Below are 22,362 nucleotides of genomic sequence, written 5' to 3' on the forward strand. Positions count from 1 at the left end.
ATGATGGTTAAACGGCTAGAGTTCGATCATGGCTTAGAAGAGATGACAGATCTGCTTGTAGAAATGGGTAATAGGGTAGAAAAAGCACTTGTGGAGTCTATGAATGCATTGAAGAACGGCGATGTAGAAACGAGTAAGAAGATTGTAAAGTCGGATACTGAGCTGAACGAGATGGAATACAAAATAAGTGAAATCGGTGCTAAGCTGATCGCCACGCAGCAGCCCGTTGCGAAAGATTTGCGTCGCATTCTTATTGCTTTCAAAATCTCTTCCGACTTGGAACGCATGGGCGACTTGTCCGTGGATATTGCCAAAGTCGTGATCCGTTTGGATGGACAGCCATTGATCAAGCCTCTGCTCGATTTGCCGAGGATGGCTGAGCTTGTTGCGCTCATGATTCAAGAGTCGTTGCAATCTTATGTGGACGAAAATGTTGATCTCGCTTATAAGAGTGCCAAAGACGATGATCAGGTGGATGCCCTTTATTCTCAAATTCTTCGTGAGCTATTTTCAATTATGGTGGAGAATCCGAAGACGGTCGGCCAAGCCATGCTCCTTAGCTTCGTAGGTCGTTATATTGAACGGATTGCGGATCACGCAACTAACATCGCAGAAAGCGTTGTTTACTTGATGACGGGCAAGCGTCCGGATTTGAATCAGTAAGTAAATCTTAATGGCAGTGTCAGAAGAGAGTATTGTGTGGTAGAGCTCTCGGAGGATATAACGAGTGTTAAAAGTGAGATTGGAATAGTGTACGATAGCGTGGGGAATTGAATTTTCGTGACAAATCATCCTGCCTGCTGTATTTTATACGTAAGTAAATATGTAATTGGCGAGTGAAGCACACCGCGTTTTCCCTGAAAGGGGAGATCGCGGTTTTTTTTGTTTTCAGTCGCAGTGGAGGAGAGAGGATGAGGATATGTTCGAGGATAAATATGAGATGTGGATGCACAAGCAAAGAAAGTTACGGCAAGGTGAGTCGCTCCGAAAATTAAACGAAGACCACGGGCACAATGGGAAGCTATTCATTCAAGAAATAGGGTGGCCGGCAGTAGGGAATTTAGATTGTCTTCAAGCTGAGTATGAAATTCCTAACACTCGTAATAGCTCTTATTACCTTGACTTCGCCTACATCAGGGCACCGTACCTTATTAATTGGGAAGTAGATGATTTCAGCTCACATGCTAAGAATATCACTCGTCGTGGCTTCGATTATGATAGGGATCGGCAAAATCAACTTGTTCATGACGAATGGAGGGTATACCGTTTCACGCTGGATGCCATTAAGGAACGACCTCTTCAATGTAGGCAATTCATACTACAGATCTTAGGGAAGTTGTATGGCGGCATACTTCAGGACACACAGCCCTTAACTCTGAAGCAGAGGGAGATCATGCGATTAGCAATTCGACTACAGAGACCATTCACTCCATTGGACGTATGTGTTCAGTTGGGGATACAAGGGCAGCATGCCCGTAAATTACTGCATGAATTAGTCGGGATGCAGTTCCTTGCTGCTGAATCTGGAAGCATTCGTATTCGAAAATTCTCTCTTGGACCGAAAGTTCCTACCTGGATATAAAATAGTGTTGTGGCATCACTCTATTGGGTGGATAGTGACACGTTTGCACCCGAATAGCGCTACGCCATAACGCTATCGGTTCACGAATCGTGTTTTGGGGAGGAAACTGGAGGAATAGCGTTATGACATCATCTTATTTACTTTTGACTAGTGGGAGGATGGCTTAATTCTCGCGGGGATGAGGTCGGATACGTAAACGGGATGTCCCATTTTAACACCCAACGCTATTTTACATTCCACTAACAAAAGTAACCATTAGAGAATATGTAACCGTGTTACTGTGATAGAAATGGAATATCTTTTTCCAAGCAAACACTTCCGGAATTCATCGGTTGGGGGCAAATGGGCAAATGATAATGAAGAGGACCAACGGGTGGCTAAATCCTGATCTTGTAGCCAAATGGATGAGCTATGAGGACTTTCCACGACGGTGCGGTTTATTCATAGTTCGGTGGGAGGGTGATCAAGCCGCGGAGGTAACACCCGCAGTTGTTAATGCTCCTCATCGAATCCGTCGTTCCTTACAAGCTATTGCTTTACGATTTGCCAAGCTGTCAAATAGTGTTCGAGGTTGGACATTGTCTGGTTCGAGCCTTGTTATTCTTGTGTCTTTTGCCAAACAAGATGCAAGAGACGGCTATGATGAGGACGAGATATTAGCGGGAAGAATGTTGTTTATGCTACGGGATTTGTCGACAAGGGTGTTAACCGATATGCGGCACTCGACAAGCTTAGAGTTTGGGAGCAGCATTCGTACTGGGTTTGGATGGATTACGGATCATTCCGATAATCGTCCGATGCAAGGGAGCATGCAATCGCCAGCTACTATACCTATGGAAAATGCGCTCCTTAGTGCTTACGAAAAGGCTTGGCAGCATATGTTCATGGTTAGTAATCCGACTATTCGATTGCCATTATCAGATTTTCCAACGATTCCCGTGGAAAATGATTTCAATGTACGGTATTTACCGATTGTCTCCTTGCAGGACGGCTCACTGTACGGTTATGAAGCTATTCCCGTAGATTCCCATAATGGAAAACGTATTAATCTAAAAACTTTTTATGATAATGCAGATCAAGCAGGGAAACTATTTGAGTCCGATCGGCGCTTCCGTGAAGCAGCTATTCGTGGTTTTCCATCGCGTAATGGGGACGTGAAGCTGTTTTTACCTGTTCCCGCCAAAATCATTTTCGACCCTAGATTGTATCCGGGTAGCACGTTACGGAGAATAGAAGCGGCAAACCTGAGACCGGAGCATGTTGTACTTGTGATGGTAGGCGGCGAGGAAGAAGAGAGAACAACAATTAAAGCAGCACTTGGCCATTATCGTAATCAAGGCTTCCATATTGCGCTTTCGGGTATTACTCCAAATCTTCCATCGTTACGTCGAATGGTAGACATGCATCCAGATTATGCCCAAATGAATGTGGATTGGGTGAGCAAGGAAGGAATCGATCCCGTTGAAGAGAGCCTGCTACAAGCTTTAATCAACCTCACTCGTAAAGAGCAAATCGTATTGATCGCAAACAGCTTGAACAGTGAAGAGGCTCTTCCAGCGCTAGTAGCATGCGGAATAAATTATGCGCAAGGCGAGTGGATAGGCAACGCGAATGAGGATTCGGCTCCGTTAGCTCCACATGTTCAAAACGTAATTCGAACCCAAGTGAATAAACGTTATAAGGGTGCGTCCGGAACATTGGCAGAATTAATTGTTTCGGTGAAGCAATTTGACAGAGATACCCCGGTCTCAGAAGTATCTCGATACTTCGAACTGCATCGGGAAGCACAAGGTACAGTTATCGAGGACAATGGGAAGCCAATTGGCCTAGTGATGAAAGAGAAGCTCCATCAATTGCTTTCCGGCCAATTCGGATTACCTCTGTATTGGAATCGACCTGTAGGCAAAATCATGGACACTCACCCTATGGTTCTAGAGGAGTCCATTACGATAGATCAAGCTTCACATATGGCCATTGCACGTGAGCCAGATAAGCTATACGATGCGGTCATTATTACCCGGAATGGACTTGTGGCAGGGATTACGTTTATTCGTTCGATGCTGGAATGGATAACGCAAACCCGCATGACCGATGCACAGTGGGCCAATCCGTTGTCCGGATTACCAGGTAACGAGCCTATCCGCCGTGAGCTCAACCGGAGGCTTACGGAGGGGAGATCCTTCGCGGTGATTTATGCGGATTTGGACCATTTCAAGTGGTATAACGATCAGTTTGGATTTCATAGGGGAGACGATGTGATCCGCTTCACGGGGGAGATCCTGCTAGAAACCGTTGGAGCGCAGTCGAATGTGGAAAATTTCGTAGGTCATATTGGCGGTGATGATTTTATCGTCATTTCCTTTGATGACGACCCTATAGTGATGGCTCAAGAGATTATTAAGCGGTTCGAGGAAGGGATCACAGCCTACAGAGGGAAACATAGGGGGCCTGTACTTGATCGATCCGGTCAACCCCTGGAAGCTGCAGGGCTGTCTATTTCCTTATCCGTACTGCTTTGTCATTCAAGTGTGGGGTGGACACCGGAAACCTTATCGGAAAGAGCAGCTCTGCTCAAGAAGCAGGCCAAGCAGGTGAATGGCAACTCGCTTGTCTGGGAAACCATCTCCGATAACAATCCATGACACGCCTCTATGGTGGGGTTAACTACTTCCTAACATAAAAATGAAACAATATCGAAGATCCTGTGGAAGATGGTGTTCAATCAAATGAGAACTTCTTGGTTTGGGATGGAGCTAATGATCGAGCGAAGCGAACATCATAAATATTTCGGAATTATTGGGATTGATCTGTCCGAGTGTAGGAGTGGGTTCTCATCTGAATTCCAAGATGAGGGCTTTAGTTGGACGAACTGGATTAACCTGTCAATGGGACGCGACGATCTTTGGTTTGGAGATGTCGTTGGGGATCATCTGTGGCTATATGCGGGAATACCGACGGCGCTTGGCGAAGCTGGGAGTGAAACTTACTTACGTGGCTTAGCTAAGCGAGTTAAGGAAGCTATGATTACACAGACTGGTGTAACAGGCAATTTGTCGCTTCATTCCACTAGACATCGGGAAAGAGGAATTGGTTATGCTCCGTTAGGGTGCTTGAAAACGAGGCCAATTAAAGACGTTATCTACGAGGGCGTACTTACAGCAACAGGCCAAATTAAAGAATCACTATCGGGGGATTTGGACTGGGAGTTACGCTTCGAGCTAGATCGATTATTATCTGAAAGCAGCATTAAGAGCGTATATCAACCGATAATGCGGCTCGGGGACGGAAAAGTGTTCGGGTATGAATCACTTACGAGATGTCCGGAAGGTAGCTTGTTCGACGGCCCACTATCCTTGTTTCAATTTGCTGAAAGAAACAATATGGCTTATGCTCTGGATCGCCTAGCAAGAGAAAAGGCGATTCGTCATTGTCCTTCATTAAGTATGGTTCAGAAAATATTTATTAACGTTACAATGGGCATTATTAATGATCCTCACTTCGTGTCTGGTCAGACAGTGCAGTGGTTGAATGAACGAGGAATAAATCCGGGTCAAGTCGTATTCGAGTTAACAGAGCGAAGCTCAATCGACGACTTTGATGCGGCGAAGAAAATATTAGCGCATTATCGCAGTCAAGGCTATGAGATTGCGATTGACGATGCTGGAGCGGGATATTCATCGCTACAATCGATCGTTGAATTAAGTCCTGATTACATTAAAGTGGATCGTTCACTCGTGCGGATGGCAGATAAAGACGAGATGAAGAAACATATGCTCAGAACCTTCGTCAGATTCGCCAAGAAAATGAATATTCGCACAGTTGCGGAAGGGATCGAGAGACCTGAGGAGCTTCGCCTCCTTCGCGCTATGGGATTTGATTTCGCACAAGGCTATTTGATTGGTCGACCAAGCGAGTTTCCTGCGGCCGCATTGATGGGAGCTTTTCCTAAAGCTTAACAGCTTAGGGAAGGCTCTTTTTTCTGACCTATCAGGAAACAATAAAATTTTCGATACTAATTGAATATGACCGGAGATCACGATGAGATGCGACACAAATAGCAGTATGTTATGATGATCGTATGAATAATGTCGGTGAGGTGAGTGCACGTATATGAGTAATGAAATGGACAAGCTGGTCTTAATTGACGGCAATAGTATTATTAATCGCGCTTTCTATGCGATACCCCCATTGACGAGTAGCAACGGACTACATACGAATGCAGTGCTTGGATTTACAACGATGCTGCTTAGAGTGTTAGAGGAAGAGAAACCAAGCCATGTGCTCGTCGCATTCGACGCAGGGAAGATCACTTTTCGACATGAAGGTTACGCAGAATATAAGGGAGGGCGCCAGAAAACACCATCTGAGCTCTCAGAACAATTCCCACTTCTTAAGGAGCTTCTTCAAGCATTCTCCATTTCGCAATTCGAGCTTGCTGGCTACGAAGCTGATGATATCATCGGAACGATGGCTAGGCTTGCGGATGAGCAGGGGAAGTCTGCTATTGTCATCTCTGGAGACAAGGATATGCTTCAACTGACTTCAGAACAGGTAAGTGTATGGATTACTCGTAAAGGGGTTAGCGAGGTAGAGCGCTATACTCCGGGTGAGATTGGCGAGAAGTATGGACTCACTCCTGCACAGATTATTGACCTTAAAGGACTTATGGGAGATGCAAGCGATAATATCCCCGGCGTTCCTGGTGTAGGTGAGAAAACAGCACTAAAGCTGCTGCACGAATACGGTACTGTAGAAAATGTGTTGGAGCATATCGGCGATATTAAAGGTAAGCTTCAAGAAAATATTCAAGCCCACATGGACGATGCCCGGATGAGCAAGAAGCTAGCAACGATCTTTCGTGAGGTTCCACTTGAGCATTCCCTAAACGATGTCGCGTGGAACGGGTACGACTCCTCGACACTTGCGGCAGCGATGCGCAAGCTGGAATTTAAAAGCCTCGCAGAAAGATTAAATCTGGACGGGGTAGACGAAGCGGCTGAAGCAGAAAGTGCAGAGACGGCTTCCCACTATGATGTCATTAGAGTGGAGAAGGATGGCTGGGATCGCTTAAACGGAGCGTTAGCCCAAGCTGAAGCCGTACTTGTAGAAGCCTCCGGCGAAAATCCACATCATGGGGAAGGCATCGGACTCGCAATTGTTGCAGGTACCGATTGTTATGTCATCCCCTATCGTTTATTGTCCTCGCAAGAAGCAGCCCCACTCAGAGCATGGCTCGAAAATGGGGAAGCTCCAAAGATTAGCTATGACTTACATCGCGTAGAGCTTGTGTTAGCTCGAGCTGGCTATTCGCTGAATGGGCCATCCTTTGATGTGCAGCTCGCAGCCTATTTACTTGATCCAACAGAAGCGGATCCCTCTCTTCATGGGCTACTTCAGCGCTATCATTTGGCTCCGATATTATCGGATGAGGCCGTATATGGCAGAGGTGCCAAATTCAATGTCCCAGAAGATGAAGTGCTGGCGAAGCATCTAGCGGCTAAAGCCGACGCTATTCGCAGACTAAAGCCCTATCTTGCGGAGCAGCTTGAGAATCTCGGAATGCATCGCCTATATTATGAGCTGGAACAGCCTCTCTCAGGTGTGCTAGCGGGTATGGAGAAGCAAGGGATCTCAGTTAACGCGGATACGCTCAAGGAGCTTGGAACAGAGTTCCAGCGCCGGATCGAAGAGATAACGAAAGCCGTTTATGATTCAGCGGGCTTCGAGTTCAATATTGGCTCTCCCAAGCAATTAGGAGAGGTTTTATTCGACAGACTGGATCTCCCGGTTATTAAGAAAACGAAAACCGGTTATTCAACCGATGCGGAGGTATTAGAGAAGCTAGAACCGTATCACGAAATTGTTCGCTTGATCCTGCATTATCGTCAATTGACGAAATTGCAATCGACATACATTGAAGGCTTACTGAAGGAAATTCGGTCAGAGAACGGAAAGATCCATACGTATTACAGGCAAACCATTGCAGCAACGGGGAGGCTTTCGAGTCAATTCCCGAACCTTCAGAATATCCCGATCCGCATGGAAGAAGGTCGCCAAATTCGTAAAGCCTTCGTTCCTTCTGAGCCGGGTTGGAGTATTCTTGCTGCCGATTACTCGCAGATCGAATTACGAGTGCTCGCGCATATTTCCGGGGATGAAGGGTTAAAGGAAGCTTTCCTAAACAATATGGACATTCATACGAAAACAGCGATGGACGTCTTCGGCGTACAGGCTGATCAAGTGGATAGCAATATGCGTCGTCAAGCCAAAGCGGTTAATTTCGGAATCGTGTACGGGATTAGCGACTATGGCCTATCACAAAATTTGAACATTACACGTAAGGAAGCAGCCGAGTTTATCGAGCAATATTTTCATGCGTTTCCGGGTGTACGTCGTTACATGGTTACGATTGTTGAACAAGCGAAGAAGGATGGGTACGTGACAACGCTTCTTGAACGCCGTCGTTACTTACCTGAAATCACCCATTCCAACTTTAATCTTCGTTCCTTCGCCGAACGTACAGCAATGAATACACCGATTCAGGGAACGGCAGCTGATATTATTAAGCTCGCTATGATGCGGATGAACGAAGCACTACTAGAGCGCGGACTGCGAAGCAGAATGCTGCTACAGGTACACGATGAATTGGTATTCGAGGTGCCGAATGAGGAACTGGAGCTCATGAAGAGCTTGGTACCGGAAGTGATGAAAACTGCGCTTGAGCTTGATGTCCCATTGCTCGCGGAAGTGAGTATCGGCAGCAACTGGTACGAAGCCAAGTAGGAAGAGGGATTGTCATGCCAGAATTACCAGAGGTTGAAACCGTCCGTCGGACGCTAAAACAGCTCATTACGGGGAAGATAATAAAACATGTTACGGTGAATTTGCCGCGTATTTTGCAGAAGCCAGATGATCCGCTTGCATTTGCTGCGGAGCTCGAGGGTAGAACTTTTCAAACGGTTGAACGCCGAGGCAAGTTTTTAAGGCTTGTGATGGATGGGCTTATTCTCGTGTCACATTTGCGGATGGAAGGTCGTTATGGGTTATTTGATAAGGATGAGCCGGTAGAGATTCATACGCATGTTATTTTCCATTTCACAGATGGAACGGAATTGCGCTACAAGGATGTCCGTCAGTTTGGGACGATGCACCTATTTTCCCCTGGTGAAGAATTTCAGGTTGCACCGCTGAATAAACTAGGATTGGAGCCTCTGGAGGAAGGATTCACGCTAGAAACCTTCCGACATGCGCTCGGTAAACGGTCGACGAAGATTAAACCTCTGCTGCTCAATCAGGAAGTCGTCGTCGGATTAGGTAACATCTATGTGGATGAAGCGCTACATACAGCGGGCATACATCCAGAGACAGCGGCGAATGATCTAAAGAAGAAGGATCAAGAGCTTCTTCACCAGGCGATCGTTGCCACTTTGTCTGCTGCCGTGGAAGCTGGAGGTTCCTCCATTAAGTCGTATGTGAACGGCCAAGGAGAGATGGGGCTGTTCCAGCATAGCTTGAAGGCATATGGTAGAACCGGTGAGCCTTGCTTGAAATGCGGAACTCTAATTGAGAAATCAGTTGTAGGTGGACGAGGTACGCATGTTTGTCCGAAGTGCCAGAAGCAACCTCGCAATGGGGGAGCTTCTAGTACGGGCAACACGACCAAATCGCGAAATCATACCGTCAAGCAGCGGCTAGATGGAGCTAATAAATAGGCATTCGCACATAAAAAATCGAGTGAGCGGGGCATTCAAGCCACTCCTTGCATAGGATGAACAGAACCCGACTTCCGGAAACGGGGTAGGGAAAGCATCCATGCAGGGGGAAATTTGCTTATGATGGCACCTGTCGCTTCGCTCCTCTTATTATCTTTTGCGGTGAGCCTCGACGGTTTTGGCGTTGGCATTACTTATGGTGTTAGAAAAATTAAAATTCCGGTGTCCTCAATCTTCATTATTTCATTATGCTCAGGATTAATTATTCTACTATCTATGATGGTAGGTGTTGCTTTATCAGGCTGGATCCCCCCTCAGGGTGCATCGGCTGTAGGCTCCATCATACTTATCGGAATAGGCACGGTTGCTCTTATCCAATTTATGCGTAGCGGTGAACAAGAAGGTCGAGACCGCCTCTCACCTGATGGTGAAAGCGGGACAATACAGACGATGGAAGAGGAAGAGTCGCATTCTGCAGTTCCTGTTGTTAAAATGGAACTTAAGGTGTTCGGGTTTATTATCCAAATCCTTCGTACCCCTTCGGCAGCCGATAGGGATCGATCGGGAACAATTAGCGCGGGAGAGGCATTTTTCCTAGGTGCGGCTTTATCTCTTGATGCATTTGGTGCAGGAATCGGCGCAGCATTAGTAGGCTTTCCACCTTTGCTAACAGCACTCCTTATTGCAGCTTCCAGCGGATTGTTTCTCTGGTCAGGAACTCGGGTTGGATTCTTGGCATCGGGTTGGCGCTGGGTTAGGCAGTTATCTATGCTACCTGGTATTATTTTAATCGCAATGGGTATTTTCAAATTGTTTCTATAAGGAAGATGTTTCATGAATATGGGCTTAACAGGCGGTATCGCCACAGGCAAGAGCACGATCGCCAAGCTGCTAGCGGAGCGCGGCGCGATATTGATTGATTTGGACGCGATTGCCCGGGAAGTTGTTGAACCTGGGCAGCCGTCTTTGCTCGCCATTGCTGAGCGATTCGGACAAGCCATTCTTCAAAGCGATGGTACGCTAGACCGCAAGAAGCTAGGATCAATCGTCTTTACGGATCCCATGGAGCGTAAGGCGTTGGAAGCCATTACGCATCCAGCAATCAGAGCAGTGATGAAAGAACGAATGGCCTATCACGAAAGTAACACACCACACAAACTCGTCGTTGTTGATGTTCCTCTCTTGTATGAGTCAAAGCTGGAGTCCTATTTTGAGCAGGTTATGGTCGTCTATGTTCCTCGTGAGGTTCAGCTGCAACGCTTGCTGGAGCGGGACAAGCTTACGGTTGAAGAAGCTCTTAAGCGTCTAGAAGCGCAAATGAACATCGAGGATAAGAAGACAAGGGCGGACATATGTATTGATAATAGCGGCAGCCTCGTGCAAACAGAAGAGCAAATCGATCGCTATTGGCGGGGAAAGGGACTTGAATGAGAAAGCGGCTGAAACGCAAAAGAATAATTCTTCCTCTGGTAGTCATCATTCTTGGTGCTCTATTCGTACAATCGGAATGGCTCGGGCGATGGATTTATCCCATTTCGTTCACAGATGAGATCAAGCAGAATGCCTTGAATTACGAGTTGGACCCTCTTCTAATCGCAGCTGTTATCAGAGTCGAGTCGAATTATAGATTGAATGCGGTATCACCCAAAGGTGCTGTAGGGATTATGCAAATCATGCCGGACACTGCAGCTTGGATATTGAAGCAGGGCGATTTCGGCAGCATAACGGTTAGTGATGCAGGTCAGAAGGCACATGCAGGAATAGCGCTAGGATCATGGTATATTAAGGAGCTTAATCGTCAATTCGATGGCGATATGATTAAGTCTCTAGCGGCTTATAATGCAGGTCCTGGAAAGGTGCGTCAGTGGTTGGATAAAGGGGTTTGGAACGGAGAGGAACAAACTTTACGCGATATTCCTTATGGAGAGACTAGACATTACGTCCAACGTGTGATGTATTATTATAAGAAGTATCAAAGTATTTATGAAACTCTGTAACGCGATAAGGGGAAGCCTTGAAGCTTAACGCTTCAAAGCTTCCCGAAATGGAGTGCCTTCGTTATGTTTAGTTATTTACCGGCTAATTGTTGTTCAGCCAATTGTACTAAACGACGAGTGATGTTACCACCGATTGAACCGTTATCCTTTGTAGTCATGTTTCCCTGATATCCATCTTGTGGGATGGCGATACCAAGCTCTTGTGCTGCTTCATACTTCAGTTGATCAAGTGCGTTAGTTGCTTGGGGGACGAGCAATTGATTGCTTCTGCTACCTTGTCCTTGTGCCATTTGTTGTTCACCTCCTTGCGGTTGGTAAATGTATTATGTGCTTAATTCTGCAGTTCATGTAAGGTAAGGTTTGGAAATATAAAAAAATTTCAAAGGAGCTGATCTAACGCCATGAAATGCCCATATTGCGACTATAGCGGAACCAAGGTATTGGATTCACGACCGGCCAATGACAATAAATCGATCCGTCGGCGTAGAGAATGCGAGAAGTGTAGTCGTAGATTCACAACCTTCGAGACCGTTGAGGAAACCCCACTGATGGTCATTAAGAAGGATGGAAGTCGTGAGGAATTCAGCCGGGATAAAGTTCTTCGCGGTTTGCTTCGTTCATGCGAGAAGCGTCCAGTATCAGTTGCACAGCTTGAAGTGATTGTCTCTGATGTAGAAAGAGAAATCCGTAACACAGCACAAGCAGAGGTGGAGAGCCGAATTATCGGTGAGGTGCTTATGGAGCACATCTATACCGTTGATGAGGTCGCCTATGTTCGTTTTGCGTCGGTTTATCGGCAATTCAAGGACATTAATATGTTTCTGAAAGAGCTTAATACGCTTATGAGCAAGCATGGGATTTAGTGAGAGGCGGCTTGGGGAGGCGAGGGAAGTTATTTTCCGTCTAGACGATCAGGCTGACGAGCCGTACGTTGTTCTCCCTATGACGTATAGACAAGGGGAAAGTTATAGGGTCATAAGGTGATTTCAATACGCTATTTCGTGGAATGCGTTGACATCATTGGTGTAACTGTGATAAACTCATTATTGTCGTCTTCTTGGGCCTTTAGCTCAGCTGGGAGAGCGCTTCGCTGGCAGCGAAGAGGTCAGCGGTTCGATCCCGCTAAGGTCCACCAATATTGTCTTCATTCGGGTTCTTAGCTCAGCTGGCAGAGCAGTTGACTCTTAATCATCTGGTCGAGGGTTCGAATCCCTCAGAACCCACCATATTTTAATTTCATGGAACGGCAGAGATGCCGTTTTTTTTGTTTTTAGCGCGCCTAGACAGTTGATGAAAGATCAATCGAGGTAAGAGCCAAGTCGCCTCGTAGCTGACGGGTAACTGGAGGAGAGATTCTAAGGTTATGAGGAAATATATTCAATAGGTAGATTGTTGAATCTAGAACAGATTGAGAATAAGTTCCAACACTCCTCATTTGCTGACCCGCTAGGGTCCACCATACTTAACCTTCAGAACGGCAGAGATGCCGTTTTTTGTTATGCGTGCCCAGGAGCACGCATCTTCTAGCCAGTGAAAGTCCGGTCGTGGGATGCGAGCATGTTGGAGGAAGAATTCAGAATCATTTCGAATCGGCTAAGATTGGTTCTTTAGACGTGCCCCATAATCTTCTTGCGGAAGTTCAGCGGCGATATTCCTTCCTTGCCGGAGAAGCAGAATGTGAAGTAAGAGCCATGCTGAAACCCTACCTCCTCTGCGATGCGCGTAATCGACCACTGCGTGTGAGCTAACAGCTTTTTCGCTTGCTCAAGTCGATATTGAAGCAAGTAATCCATCGGAGTCATTCCATACACCTTCAACATGCATTTGGCCAAGTAATTGGGATGGTAGTTCAATTCCTTCTGGAGAAAAGCGTTCGTCACCTTGCCCGTATAATTCTGCCTGATGCACAGCTCGACCTTCTCCGCCAGTTGGAATGCGGTGCCGTCGGACGCCTGGGCCAACTCGCGATCGAGATGCTGGATGAACAGCTGGAACAAGCTCTGCCGTTTCCAGTTGCGCAGCGACCTCGCCTCGTCTTCCAATTGGAAGAATTGTCCCAGTATATCCATCGCCTTAGCAGTGAGCTTCGCATGCTTCGGAATGAAGACGGAGCATACCTCGCTATGATTCAGATAGGCGTTCTGCTTATGCGTCGCGATCAGCGCGGCTTGATTATCCAAGCATTTGCCCATGCTACCGCATTCTTCCCATGCCCCGAAAGTGTTGAAATGAATCCAGATGATCTCCGTATCGGTCTTGCAGGGTTCGGTACCGTAATGGCTGGCGTCCGGCCTAAGAACGAACGATTCTCCGGTCTCGATCGTCCACTCTCCAGCCCCCTCTCCGAGATGCAGCGCCCCCTTCGTAACGACGACCAAATCGAATGCTCCGATGTTATTCCGATTAATATGCCTCTCTCCTTCACCGAAGAAAGCACGGCCGCAATCGATGAAATAGGGAATAGGTGGAGAGATAAAATGCAAGATGGGAGAGCTCATTTGGGCTACCTCCTATTGGTTGTAATTTCTAAAAAAGTGGTTGTAAATCATTATATTAATGCCATGATATCACATGTATTATGATTAATATAGCGCTTTCATCGAAGGTTGGATTTATAAAATAAAGGGGCATACATGATGAGTAATATATCCATCTCAACACCCGTTCAGTTGAAGAACGTGATAATCCAGGATGAGTTCTGGTCCCCTTATATTTCATTGGTTCGCGATGTCGTCGTACCTTACCAGTGGAAGGCGCTTAATGACCGAATCGAAGGCACTGAGCCGAGTCACGCCATCCGGAATTTCAAAATCGCGGCCGGATTGGAGCAGGGCGAATTCTACGGCATGGTGTTCCAAGACAGCGACGTGGCCAAGTGGCTGGAAGCCGTCGGTTATCTTTTGGAGCGAATGCCTGATCCCGATCTGGAAAAGGTAGCGGACGAAGTCGTCGATCTGATCGCTCAGGCGCAACATGCGGACGGATACTTGAATACTTATTTTACGCTCAAAGAGCCAGCAGGCAGATGGACGAACCTCGCGGAGTGCCACGAGCTCTACTGCGCGGGTCATCTAATTGAAGCGGCGGTCGCCTATGAGAAGGCAACGGGGAAGGGCAAGATTCTGGAAGTGGCATGCAAGCTGGCCGACTGCATTGATGCGGCGTTCGGGCCGGAGGATGGGAAGATCAAAGGTTACGATGGGCACCAAGAGGTCGAGCTGGCGCTAATGAAGCTCTACAGAGCCACCTTGAACGATCGATATATGAATCTGGCGAAATTCTTCTTGGACGAGAGAGGGCAGAGTCCCCACTTCTACGACTTAGAGTTCGATCGCCGGAATGGCGAGATTCATTTCGAAGCGCTGAAGATGGCCAAGGACAAAGCTTACAGCCAAGCGCACGTCCCGATTCGAATGCAGCAGACGGCCGAAGGTCACGCGGTGCGGGTCGTATATATGTGCACGGGTATGGCCGACGTCGCTGCCGCGACCGAAGACGAGGAGCTGCTGAAGGCTTGTCGGGCGCTCTGGAATAACATCGTGAACAAGCGGATGTACATTACAGGATCGATCGGCTCGATGGCTTACGGTGAGTCGTTCACGCTCGATTACGATTTGCCGAACGATACGGCTTACTCCGAGACGTGCGCATCGATCGGTCTCATCTTCTTCGCCCAACGCATGCTTCAGATCGAGCCGAGAAGTGAATACGCGGACGTCATGGAGAGAGCGCTCTATAACACCGTTATCGGCGGAATGTCTCGCGACGGACAGCACTTCTTCTACGTGAATCCGTTGGAAGTTTGGCCTGAAGCGAGCGGTAAGAATCGGAATTTCGATCACGTGAAGATGGAACGACAGCGATGGTTCGGTTGCGCTTGCTGCCCGCCTAATATCGCTAGGCTGCTCGCCTCTCTCGGCAGCTATATTTACTCGATCCAAGGGTATATCCTTTATGCTCACTTATATATCGGGAGTCAAGTCACGTTGGAGGTGGATGGCAGCTCCGTTCAACTCATCCAGCAATCCGAGCTGCCTTGGAACGGTAACATCAGATTCGAGCTGAAGATGGATCAACCCAAAATCTTCGCCTTAGCTCTGCGAATACCTAGCTGGTGCGGGTCCTGGGAGGTCAGGGTTAACGGACATCCGGTAGCGGAATCCGCTATGCACCTGATTAACGGTTATCTTCATCTCGAACGGGAATGGAACGCCAGCGATATCGTCCATCTGGTTCTGCCGATGAACGTTAATTTGATGAAAGGCAATCCAGATATTCGAGAGACCGTAGGCATGGTCGCCATTCAGCGAGGGCCGATGGTGTACTGTCTGGAGGAAGCCGACAATGGTAAAGGGCTGCATAAGCTACTCATCCGTCCTGGCTTCGAAGATCAAGCTAGCTTCGATTCAAGCTTGTTAGGCGGACTGCTTACCATCGACGTGTCCGCTTATCGGATCCAAGACGAGGGCTGGACAAATCGACTGTATCGCGTGAATGTCGAGGATCGTTTGGAACCGACGACCGCCCGATTCATCCCTTACTTTGCTTGGGCGAACCGGGGAATCGGTGAGATGAGAGTGTGGATTAGGGAAAATACGGTTTTACCCTCATGAGGTGCAAGTATAGATTATCATTGCTGACTCTGGTCAGGGAGGGAAGGGAATGGAGCAAGCGTTCCTCAGTTTTACCGTCTCATAGACAGATGAAATATTCCCCGTCAGCGAGGGAGGAATTAAGGAAAGACGACGAATTATATATGATGGAGGGGTTAATGTGAAAGCAATGAAAAAGGGAATGATGCTTAGCGTGGTTATGATCTTGATCTTAGCCATGATCGTTGGATGCGGTTCCAATAATAACAAGAATACGAACGCGTCGCCATCGGAAGGAAAAGCTTCAACAGCACCGGAGACGACGACTGAACCAGAAAAGACTTCAAAAACGGAGAAGGTTAAGATTACTTATTCGATGTGGGGAAGTGCGGAAGAAGGAAGTAAAACCCAGGAGGCGGCAGACAAGTTTAATGCCACCCAAGACAGAATCGAAGTCGAAGTACAAGCGATTCCTTGGGAGAACTACATGACCAAGTTGAATACGCAGGCAACGGCAGGACAATTGCCGGATACAGGGATATTAAAGGAAGACGGCGTCATTCAGTGGTCTTCCGACGGCATGCTGAACGATGTAAGTTCCATGTATGAGGGAAGCGACAGCAAGCCGCTGGATAGCCTGGCCTACAAATATCAAGGCAAAACCGTAGCTTATGCTGCGGCCAATGAAATTCTCCTCTTATACTACAACAAAGACATGTTCGACAAAGCGAACGTTCCCTATCCTCCATCCGTGCTTGAAAAAGCTTGGACGTGGGACGAATTCGTAGCAGCAGCTAAGAAGCTGACGAATGACAAGAACGGCAAACATCCTGGCGAAGATGGCTTTGATTCGCAGGGTATCGTTCAGTATGGCGCATCCGTTGAGAATCTGGCATGGCAATTGGAAACTTGGGCGCTCAGTAATGGCGGCGGTTTTTATAATAATGACGGTACAGAGGTAAGAATTGGGGAAGATGCCAGTACGGAAGCGATTCAGAAAGTCGCTGATCTGTACTTGAAAGATCATGTTGCCCCGTTGTCCGTCGGACAGACCGATGACGGCATTCAGCGCACCATCATTGCGGGAACGGTTGCCATGGCCACCAACGGCCAGTGGAACGTAGGAACGAGCTTGAATGCGGCGAAGGAAGCAGGCCTGAAATACGGCGTAGCCGTATTGCCTTACATGAAGGAAAAGGTAACCCTCAATACGGGCGGTGCCAATGTCGTGTTCTCCCAAACCAAGCATCCGCAAGAAGCGATGGAATGGCTCAAATGGTACACGGCCGAAGAAAACAACTGGGGACTCATTTCATCGGGCATTTGGATGCCAATTCTGGAGAAGTGGTATACGGATGAAACTCTCACCCATAAATGGGTCGACAATCCGAACTTCCCTCCGTATGACGAATACAAGTCTGCGGTAGTCGATTATGCGCAATCCTCCGCGGCGAGACCCGCTTCCTGGTTCTTTACGAATAATACGACGGACTTTAACACCCTACTCGGATCGAGTCTGGGGGATGTGTGGACCGGAAAGACGACCGCCAAGGACGCCATTGCCAAAAATCTCGAAGCTCTGAAAGCAGCTAATAAAGGCGACAAGTAACGGATGAGAAGGATGACCGCTAAGAAAAGCGCAAGCGGCGGTCATCCTTCAAACAATGAGGTGGGGAGCGAGATATGGAAACCTATAATAAACCGCCGCAACGCCGTTCCCGATTTCTTTCAAGCGAGGCAAGCGTTGCTTATATATGCTTGATTCCGGCCTTCTTCGGACTGATCTTCCTGACCTATCTGCCTCTTGCGGGAGTGCTGGGAATCAGCATGACGAATTGGACAGGCTTAAAAAACCCCGAGTTCGTCGGCTTCAGTAATTATATCAAGCTATTCACTACCGATCCTTATATTAAAGATTCTATTATAGCGACAATCTATTTCGCCTTTTTATCCGTAGCCGGAAGCATGATTTATTCGCTTTTCATCGCGATGCTGTTGAACCGTAAAATTCCGGCAAGAGGGTTTTTCAGAGCCGTATTTTATGTGCCGTTCGTTTTGCCGGCTGTCGCCATATATGTAGGATGGTCCTGGCTATACGAGGCGAATTTCGGTTTCTTCAACTATCTACTCTCCAAAGTGGGATTGAACAAAATTCTCTTTATCGCGGATTCCAGTTACGTAGTTCCTTCCCTTTCCTTGATTGCGGTCTGGCTTTCGGGGAACTTGATCGTTATTTTTTTGGCCGGGCTTCAGAACGTTCCGAGCATCTATCATGAAGCGGCCGAGATGGATGGCGCAAGCGGATGGAATCGCTTCTGGCATATCACCCTGCCAAGTATGACGCCGATCATCTTTTACAACCTGTTGCTGAGCCTGATCGCCAACCTCCAAGTCGTAACGCCGGCCCTTGCTCTGACCAATGGCGGCCCGGGTAACTCTTCCCGATTCATGACTTATCTGATGTATGATCAAGCTTTCGTCAATTACAAGCTGGGCTATGCCTGTGCGACGACCTTTATTATTTTCGCCATTCTTGCCGTCTTCACCGTCGTTTTGTTCAAGACGTCGAATCGGTGGATCTTTTCCGAAGGGGGCGACGACAAATGAGCGAACTAACTTACGTCAGGCTAAAGAGCAAGAAACGCAGCGAACGAACGATGAACGTGATTACGCTTCTGGTCGTCCTTTTATTTGCTTTTATCGTGCTCTTTCCGATTTGGTGGATATTCCGAACGTCATTGATGACGAATCCCGAGATCTACAAATATCCGCCTTCTCTAATACCGGAAAATTGGTTGTTTTCCAATTATGAAAAAACTTTAAAGATATTCAAGTTTTGGAAATATCTATGGAATACGATGGTAATTATCGTTCCTTCCTGTTTGGCGGGAACCTTCACGGCCACCTTGTGCGGATATGCCTTCGCAAGGTTGCGGTTTCGGGGCAAACAGCTGATCTGGACCCTTTGCGTCGGTTCTATGCTCTTGCCTGTCATGGTTACTCTCATTCCGCTGTACATCGGATGGACGCGGGGTCTGGGGCTCCATGACAGCTATCTGCCATTGATACTGCCTTATTTCTGCGGCGGCGGCGCTTTTAATATCTTTTTAATCCGACAATTCATCCTCTCCATACCGAGAGAACTTGACCAGGCGGCAACAATCGACGGCGCCGGATATTTCCGCATCTTGTTCAGCATTATTATGCCGGCGATCAAGCCTGCCATGATCGTCGTCGCTTTGTTCATCTTCATCGGCTTATGGAACGATTTGCTCCAACAGATGATTTACATTAATTCGAGCGACAAATACACCATCGCGTTAGGGCTTACCAATTTCAGAGGTCAATTAAAGTCGGATTGGTCGCTGACGATGGCAGCCACATGCCTGTCCTTTGCTCCGGGCGTCCTATTTTACCTGATCGGTCAAAAGTATTTCGTAGAGGGAATCACGATGACCGGAATAAAAAATTAGCTGGTCGAGGGTTTGAATCCCTTAGAATCCACCCTATTTTAATTTCATGAACGGCAGAGATGCCGTTTTTTAAATAGCGCATTGCGCTAACGGATACGATTGCTTAATAAAACAGCGGTAGTCTAGGACTTCATTTTCTGGTCCATAGCTACCGCTGTTTCTATTATGGGGTGAGTCTAAATGTATTGGGAACGGTATTTCAACCCGTTCAGACAAACGGGTTATAATAGATGCACTTAGAAGATGAACTAAAGCTTTAAGGAGGCATCGAATGAATCCTGCGCAACGTAATCATGTCCTCATCGTCGAAGACGACGATCATATAAGGCGTTTTGTGGCGATTAATTTGCGTACAAACGGATTTCAAGTTACCGAAGCTGCTTTAGGGGAAGCGGCTTTGAAGAGCTTTATAAACAACCGTCCAGATGTTGTCGTACTGGATATCATGCTCCCCGATATGGACGGATTCGAAATATGCAAGAAACTTAGAGACGTCGATACTAACATCGTCATTATATTTCTAACCGCGCGAGGCCAGGATGTGGAAAAAATTAGAGGGCTCGAGCTTGGCGCCGACGACTATATTGTCAAACCCTTTAATCCGCTGGAACTCGTAGCAAGAATAAAGACCGTTTTACGGCGCACGAATAATGCAGCGAAGCCAGAGAACCTAGAAAAAATGCAGAGAAATGAACTCCTTTCTGGGACAATCCGGATCGATCTTGATTCTAATAAAGTATTTAAGGCGGGCAACTGCATTGAGTTGACGCCTAAAGAATATCAAATGATCAAAGTGTTTCTGGAAAACCCCGATAAAGCATTATCAAGAAACGATCTCTTGAACCTTGTATGGGGCGAGGATTTCGTCGGTGATACGAAAACGGTGGACGTCCACGTTCGCAGATTGAGGGAAAAGTTCGAAGACAATAGCTCTAAGCCACAACTGATCGAAACCGTGTGGGGGCTGGGATATCGTTGGAGGAAGGACGGTTGACGGATTGGGAATCCAGAAAAGATTAGTAGGAAGCTATCTGGCGGTCATTGCTATTACCGTTGCGATATTGGAGATATTTCTTATTTTTTCGGTGAGGTCCTATTACTATAGCAACGTTGAACGAGCGTTGATAAGCCAAGCGGAGTTATCCGCGTCCTTTTTCCATCAATATTTTGACGCGGAAGACTTAGAGAAGCAATCCGAACGGTTATTAAGGGGGTTTTCTCAACATTCCGCGGCACAAGTCCAGATCATTAGTGCAACTGGTCAACTTCTTCAAGATTCTACAGGTATGCGGGTCGGTTATGTTATGACGGATTATCCGGACGTGCAAGAAGCCAGCAATGGAGAAGTCGGAATCTGGCAGGGGCATGAGCCTTCCACCGAAGAGTCCGTTTTAGCTGTATCTTATCCTTTGCAAAGCATAGATAGCAACGTGGGCGTAGTGAGGTACGTAACTTCTCTGACGGAAACGAAGAAAACCGTCGACCATATTTCAGAGCTCTTGATTGCTGTTGGTATTCTCGTCGTTGTCATTGTAACTGTTGTTGGCGTCCTCCTATCAAGAACCATTACGGGTCCAGTATCGGATCTTAAATATGCGGCTCGGAAAATGGCGGAGGGAGACTTCTCTGCGCGAGCCAAAAAACGATATCAGGATGAGCTTGGTACGTTAGCGGATACATTAAACGCGATGGCGACCAAAATCCAGCGAGATGAAGCGCTTAAAAACGATTTTATATCATCGGTGTCGCATGAACTTCGAACTCCATTAACCTCGATCAAAGGATGGGCCGTAACGTTACATTCGAATCACGGAGAAGATCAAACCATGCTCGAAGACGGATTACGGATTATCGAGATGGAAACTGATAGGTTAACCCGACTGGTTGATGAATTGCTCGATTTCTCGAAATGGGATAACGGACAAATCGAGTTATACCGGGTTTCACTCTATTTGCCGGATTTTCTTCTGAACATAGGCAAGCAATTGGCGCCTAGAGCTGCCCGGTTAAATATTTCGTTAGAAGTAAACATCGGGGATAAGCTGCCATCCATTCATGCCGACGAAAACCGAATGAGACAAGTGTTAATAAACCTCATTGACAATGCGCTTAAGTTTACCAGCGATAATGGAACCGTAAAAATCATTGCCCGATCGGTTGAAGATGGGGTCATGATTATCGTCGAAGATACGGGGTCTGGGATTGCTGCGCATGACATCGATCATGTCTTTCAAAAGTCATACAAGGGTAATGTCGGCGCCCATGGGAGCGGCTTGGGGTTATCCATTTCGGAGCAAATCATTAAACGGCATGGCGGGTCTTTATCGATAGAAAGCCGCATAGGGGTAGGGACGAAAGTGGTGATCCATCTCCCTACGTGACCAAGCCATTATTTTAACCTTTTCATAACCCTTTAGGATTCATTTATCGATAGAATATAAGGATGAGTCGAAGAGACGAGGAGCAGATCATGAGAACGATAAGTAAGCACGCAAGAGCTGGATTACTTGTAGCTGCGTTATTGTGCCTTAGCGGGTGTAGAGTTCCTGTCACTCCAAATGATTTAATTAATCCGCCTTCCTCTGAAATAGGTTTGTCCGAGAAAAATTGGGACGCAATTCAGAATTTGCTGCCGGAAGGAGCTCAGTTGGTTCCTCAAACGATCGGACAAGGAAACGGCATTGCATTCGGTGACCTAGATGGTGACGGTATAGATGAAGCATTGATTGTCTATAAAGAGAATCCCCTCCACGGAAAAATGCATAAGGCTGCTCTACTCAAGCAGAAGAGTGCTCAGTGGCAAATCGTTTGGGATGCCAAGGGCTTCGGTTACGGTCTGGATTATTCAAAAATTACCGATATCAACCAGGATGGCTTGCCAGAGGTTGTTCTTGGTTGGTCATTAGGCAATGCGGGGACGGGAATGGATGTCTACGCTTGGCGTGAGGGTACTTTAATGCTGCAATCGAAAGAGGAATATCGCGGCAATCCTAATTAGGAATTGCC

19 protein-coding genes and 2 tRNA genes are annotated in these 22,362 nt (G+C 47.2%); 19 read left to right on the forward strand and 2 right to left on the reverse strand.

The window, feature by feature from the left end; genetic code table 11:
- The first annotated feature begins 3 nt into the window (after window positions 1-3).
- The 9 genes from phoU (at window position 4) to M1K58_RS16695 (ending at window position 11,291) form a co-directional block, all read left to right on the forward strand.
- A complete protein-coding gene (gene phoU / locus M1K58_RS16655) occupies window positions 4-663 on the forward strand; it encodes a phosphate signaling complex protein PhoU (protein WP_256760325.1) in 660 nt (219 codons plus the stop codon).
- 256 nt (window positions 664-919) lie between these two features.
- The gene (locus M1K58_RS16660) at window positions 920-1,582 is read left to right on the forward strand and encodes a DNA-binding response regulator (RefSeq protein ID WP_256759977.1); all 663 of its coding nucleotides are present in this window, start codon (window positions 920-922) and stop codon (window positions 1,580-1,582) included.
- A 350-nt stretch (window positions 1,583-1,932) separates the two neighbouring features.
- On the forward strand, window positions 1,933-4,224 hold the full coding sequence (locus M1K58_RS16665) for a GGDEF domain-containing protein (RefSeq protein WP_256759978.1): 2,292 nt from the start codon (window positions 1,933-1,935) through the stop codon (window positions 4,222-4,224).
- An 84-nt stretch (window positions 4,225-4,308) separates the two neighbouring features.
- Window positions 4,309-5,538: an EAL domain-containing protein gene (locus M1K58_RS16670; RefSeq protein ID WP_256759979.1), complete on the forward strand. Its 1,230-nt coding sequence runs from the start codon at window positions 4,309-4,311 to the stop codon at window positions 5,536-5,538.
- A gap of 166 nt (window positions 5,539-5,704) precedes the next feature.
- Entirely contained in the window at window positions 5,705-8,365 is a 2,661-nt protein-coding gene (gene polA / locus M1K58_RS16675; RefSeq protein WP_256760326.1) for a DNA polymerase I, read from the forward strand.
- 14 nt (window positions 8,366-8,379) lie between these two features.
- The gene (gene mutM, locus M1K58_RS16680) at window positions 8,380-9,294 is read left to right on the forward strand and encodes a DNA-formamidopyrimidine glycosylase (RefSeq protein WP_256759980.1); all 915 of its coding nucleotides are present in this window, start codon (window positions 8,380-8,382) and stop codon (window positions 9,292-9,294) included.
- 123 nt (window positions 9,295-9,417) lie between these two features.
- Window positions 9,418-10,116 carry a sporulation membrane protein YtaF gene (gene ytaF, locus M1K58_RS16685; RefSeq protein ID WP_256760327.1) on the forward strand — a complete coding sequence of 233 codons (699 nt, stop codon included), beginning with the start codon at window positions 9,418-9,420 and terminating at the stop codon, window positions 10,114-10,116.
- A gap of 12 nt (window positions 10,117-10,128) precedes the next feature.
- Window positions 10,129-10,725, forward strand: a complete 597-nt coding sequence (coaE, locus tag M1K58_RS16690) for a dephospho-CoA kinase (protein WP_256759981.1) — start codon at window positions 10,129-10,131, stop codon at window positions 10,723-10,725.
- On the forward strand, window positions 10,722-11,291 hold the full coding sequence (locus M1K58_RS16695; RefSeq protein WP_256759982.1) for a lytic transglycosylase domain-containing protein: 570 nt from the start codon (window positions 10,722-10,724) through the stop codon (window positions 11,289-11,291). Before coaE ends, M1K58_RS16695 begins: the two co-directional genes overlap by 4 nt.
- 71 nt (window positions 11,292-11,362) lie before the next feature.
- Here M1K58_RS16695 and M1K58_RS16700 read toward each other — a convergent pair whose 3' ends face one another.
- Window positions 11,363-11,581: an alpha/beta-type small acid-soluble spore protein gene (locus M1K58_RS16700; protein ID WP_256759983.1), complete on the reverse strand. Its 219-nt coding sequence runs from the start codon at window positions 11,579-11,581 to the stop codon at window positions 11,363-11,365.
- 111 nt (window positions 11,582-11,692) lie between these two features.
- Here M1K58_RS16700 and nrdR point away from each other — a divergent pair, with 111 nt between their 5' ends.
- The 3 genes from nrdR (at window position 11,693) to M1K58_RS16715 (ending at window position 12,517) form a co-directional block, all read left to right on the forward strand.
- A complete protein-coding gene (gene nrdR, locus M1K58_RS16705; protein ID WP_256759984.1) occupies window positions 11,693-12,154 on the forward strand; it encodes a transcriptional regulator NrdR in 462 nt (153 codons plus the stop codon).
- 196 nt (window positions 12,155-12,350) lie between these two features.
- A tRNA-Ala gene (locus tag M1K58_RS16710) sits at window positions 12,351-12,426 on the forward strand.
- Window positions 12,427-12,441: 15 nt separating this feature from the next.
- Window positions 12,442-12,517 (forward strand) — tRNA-Lys (locus tag M1K58_RS16715).
- Window positions 12,518-12,898: 381 nt separating this feature from the next.
- Here the strand turns inward: M1K58_RS16715 and M1K58_RS16720 are convergent.
- Entirely contained in the window at window positions 12,899-13,789 is an 891-nt protein-coding gene (locus M1K58_RS16720; protein ID WP_256759985.1) for an AraC family transcriptional regulator, read from the reverse strand.
- Window positions 13,790-13,924: 135 nt separating this feature from the next.
- Between M1K58_RS16720 and M1K58_RS16725 the strand changes: the two genes are divergently transcribed.
- The 7 genes from M1K58_RS16725 (at window position 13,925) to M1K58_RS16755 (ending at window position 22,354) form a co-directional block, all read left to right on the forward strand.
- Entirely contained in the window at window positions 13,925-15,904 is a 1,980-nt protein-coding gene (locus M1K58_RS16725) for a glycoside hydrolase family 127 protein (protein WP_256759986.1), read from the forward strand.
- Between the two features lie 169 nt (window positions 15,905-16,073).
- The gene (locus tag M1K58_RS16730) at window positions 16,074-17,492 is read left to right on the forward strand and encodes an ABC transporter substrate-binding protein (RefSeq protein WP_256760328.1); all 1,419 of its coding nucleotides are present in this window, start codon (window positions 16,074-16,076) and stop codon (window positions 17,490-17,492) included.
- Window positions 17,493-17,566: 74 nt separating this feature from the next.
- Window positions 17,567-18,490 carry a carbohydrate ABC transporter permease gene (locus M1K58_RS16735; RefSeq protein WP_256759987.1) on the forward strand — a complete coding sequence of 308 codons (924 nt, stop codon included), beginning with the start codon at window positions 17,567-17,569 and terminating at the stop codon, window positions 18,488-18,490.
- Complete coding sequence (locus tag M1K58_RS16740) at window positions 18,487-19,356, forward strand: carbohydrate ABC transporter permease (protein WP_256759988.1); 870 nt, start codon at window positions 18,487-18,489, stop codon at window positions 19,354-19,356. The genes M1K58_RS16735 and M1K58_RS16740 overlap by 4 nt, the downstream gene beginning before the upstream one ends.
- Before the next feature lie 271 nt (window positions 19,357-19,627).
- Complete coding sequence (locus M1K58_RS16745) at window positions 19,628-20,350, forward strand: response regulator transcription factor (protein WP_256759989.1); 723 nt, start codon at window positions 19,628-19,630, stop codon at window positions 20,348-20,350.
- A 4-nt stretch (window positions 20,351-20,354) separates the two neighbouring features.
- Window positions 20,355-21,737, forward strand: a complete 1,383-nt coding sequence (locus M1K58_RS16750) for a sensor histidine kinase (protein WP_256759990.1) — start codon at window positions 20,355-20,357, stop codon at window positions 21,735-21,737.
- Window positions 21,738-21,826: 89 nt separating this feature from the next.
- Window positions 21,827-22,354, forward strand: a complete 528-nt coding sequence (locus M1K58_RS16755; RefSeq protein ID WP_256759991.1) for a hypothetical protein — start codon at window positions 21,827-21,829, stop codon at window positions 22,352-22,354.
- The last annotated feature ends 8 nt before the right edge of the window (window positions 22,355-22,362 follow it).

Origin of the sequence: Cohnella sp. WQ 127256, from assembly GCF_024519285.1 — a bacterium.
Lineage (GTDB): Bacteria > Bacillota > Bacilli > Paenibacillales > Paenibacillaceae > Cohnella.

What these genes read in the sequence shown, in the direction of transcription:
- M1K58_RS16735 (WP_256759987.1), top strand. Translation starts at nt 17,567, where the DNA reads ATGGAAACCTATAATAAACCGCCGCAACGCCGTTCCCGATTTCTTTCA.
- M1K58_RS16740 (WP_256759988.1), top strand. Translation starts at nt 18,487, where the DNA reads ATGAGCGAACTAACTTACGTCAGGCTAAAGAGCAAGAAACGCAGCGAA.
- M1K58_RS16730 (WP_256760328.1), top strand. Translation starts at nt 16,074, where the DNA reads ATGAAAAAGGGAATGATGCTTAGCGTGGTTATGATCTTGATCTTAGCC.
- M1K58_RS16745 (WP_256759989.1), top strand. Translation starts at nt 19,628, where the DNA reads ATGAATCCTGCGCAACGTAATCATGTCCTCATCGTCGAAGACGACGAT.
- M1K58_RS16670 (WP_256759979.1), top strand. Translation starts at nt 4,309, where the DNA reads ATGAGAACTTCTTGGTTTGGGATGGAGCTAATGATCGAGCGAAGCGAA.
- ytaF (WP_256760327.1), top strand. Translation starts at nt 9,418, where the DNA reads ATGGCACCTGTCGCTTCGCTCCTCTTATTATCTTTTGCGGTGAGCCTC.
- M1K58_RS16700 (WP_256759983.1), bottom strand. Translation starts at nt 11,581, where the DNA reads ATGGCACAAGGACAAGGTAGCAGAAGCAATCAATTGCTCGTCCCCCAA.
- M1K58_RS16755 (WP_256759991.1), top strand. Translation starts at nt 21,827, where the DNA reads ATGAGAACGATAAGTAAGCACGCAAGAGCTGGATTACTTGTAGCTGCG.
- M1K58_RS16665 (WP_256759978.1), top strand. Translation starts at nt 1,933, where the DNA reads ATGATAATGAAGAGGACCAACGGGTGGCTAAATCCTGATCTTGTAGCC.
- M1K58_RS16725 (WP_256759986.1), top strand. Translation starts at nt 13,925, where the DNA reads ATGATGAGTAATATATCCATCTCAACACCCGTTCAGTTGAAGAACGTG.
- polA (WP_256760326.1), top strand. Translation starts at nt 5,705, where the DNA reads ATGGACAAGCTGGTCTTAATTGACGGCAATAGTATTATTAATCGCGCT.
- phoU (WP_256760325.1), top strand. Translation starts at nt 4, where the DNA reads ATGGTTAAACGGCTAGAGTTCGATCATGGCTTAGAAGAGATGACAGAT.
- coaE (WP_256759981.1), top strand. Translation starts at nt 10,129, where the DNA reads ATGAATATGGGCTTAACAGGCGGTATCGCCACAGGCAAGAGCACGATC.
- nrdR (WP_256759984.1), top strand. Translation starts at nt 11,693, where the DNA reads ATGAAATGCCCATATTGCGACTATAGCGGAACCAAGGTATTGGATTCA.
- M1K58_RS16660 (WP_256759977.1), top strand. Translation starts at nt 920, where the DNA reads ATGTTCGAGGATAAATATGAGATGTGGATGCACAAGCAAAGAAAGTTA.
- M1K58_RS16720 (WP_256759985.1), bottom strand. Translation starts at nt 13,789, where the DNA reads ATGAGCTCTCCCATCTTGCATTTTATCTCTCCACCTATTCCCTATTTC.
- mutM (WP_256759980.1), top strand. Translation starts at nt 8,380, where the DNA reads ATGCCAGAATTACCAGAGGTTGAAACCGTCCGTCGGACGCTAAAACAG.
- M1K58_RS16695 (WP_256759982.1), top strand. Translation starts at nt 10,722, where the DNA reads ATGAGAAAGCGGCTGAAACGCAAAAGAATAATTCTTCCTCTGGTAGTC.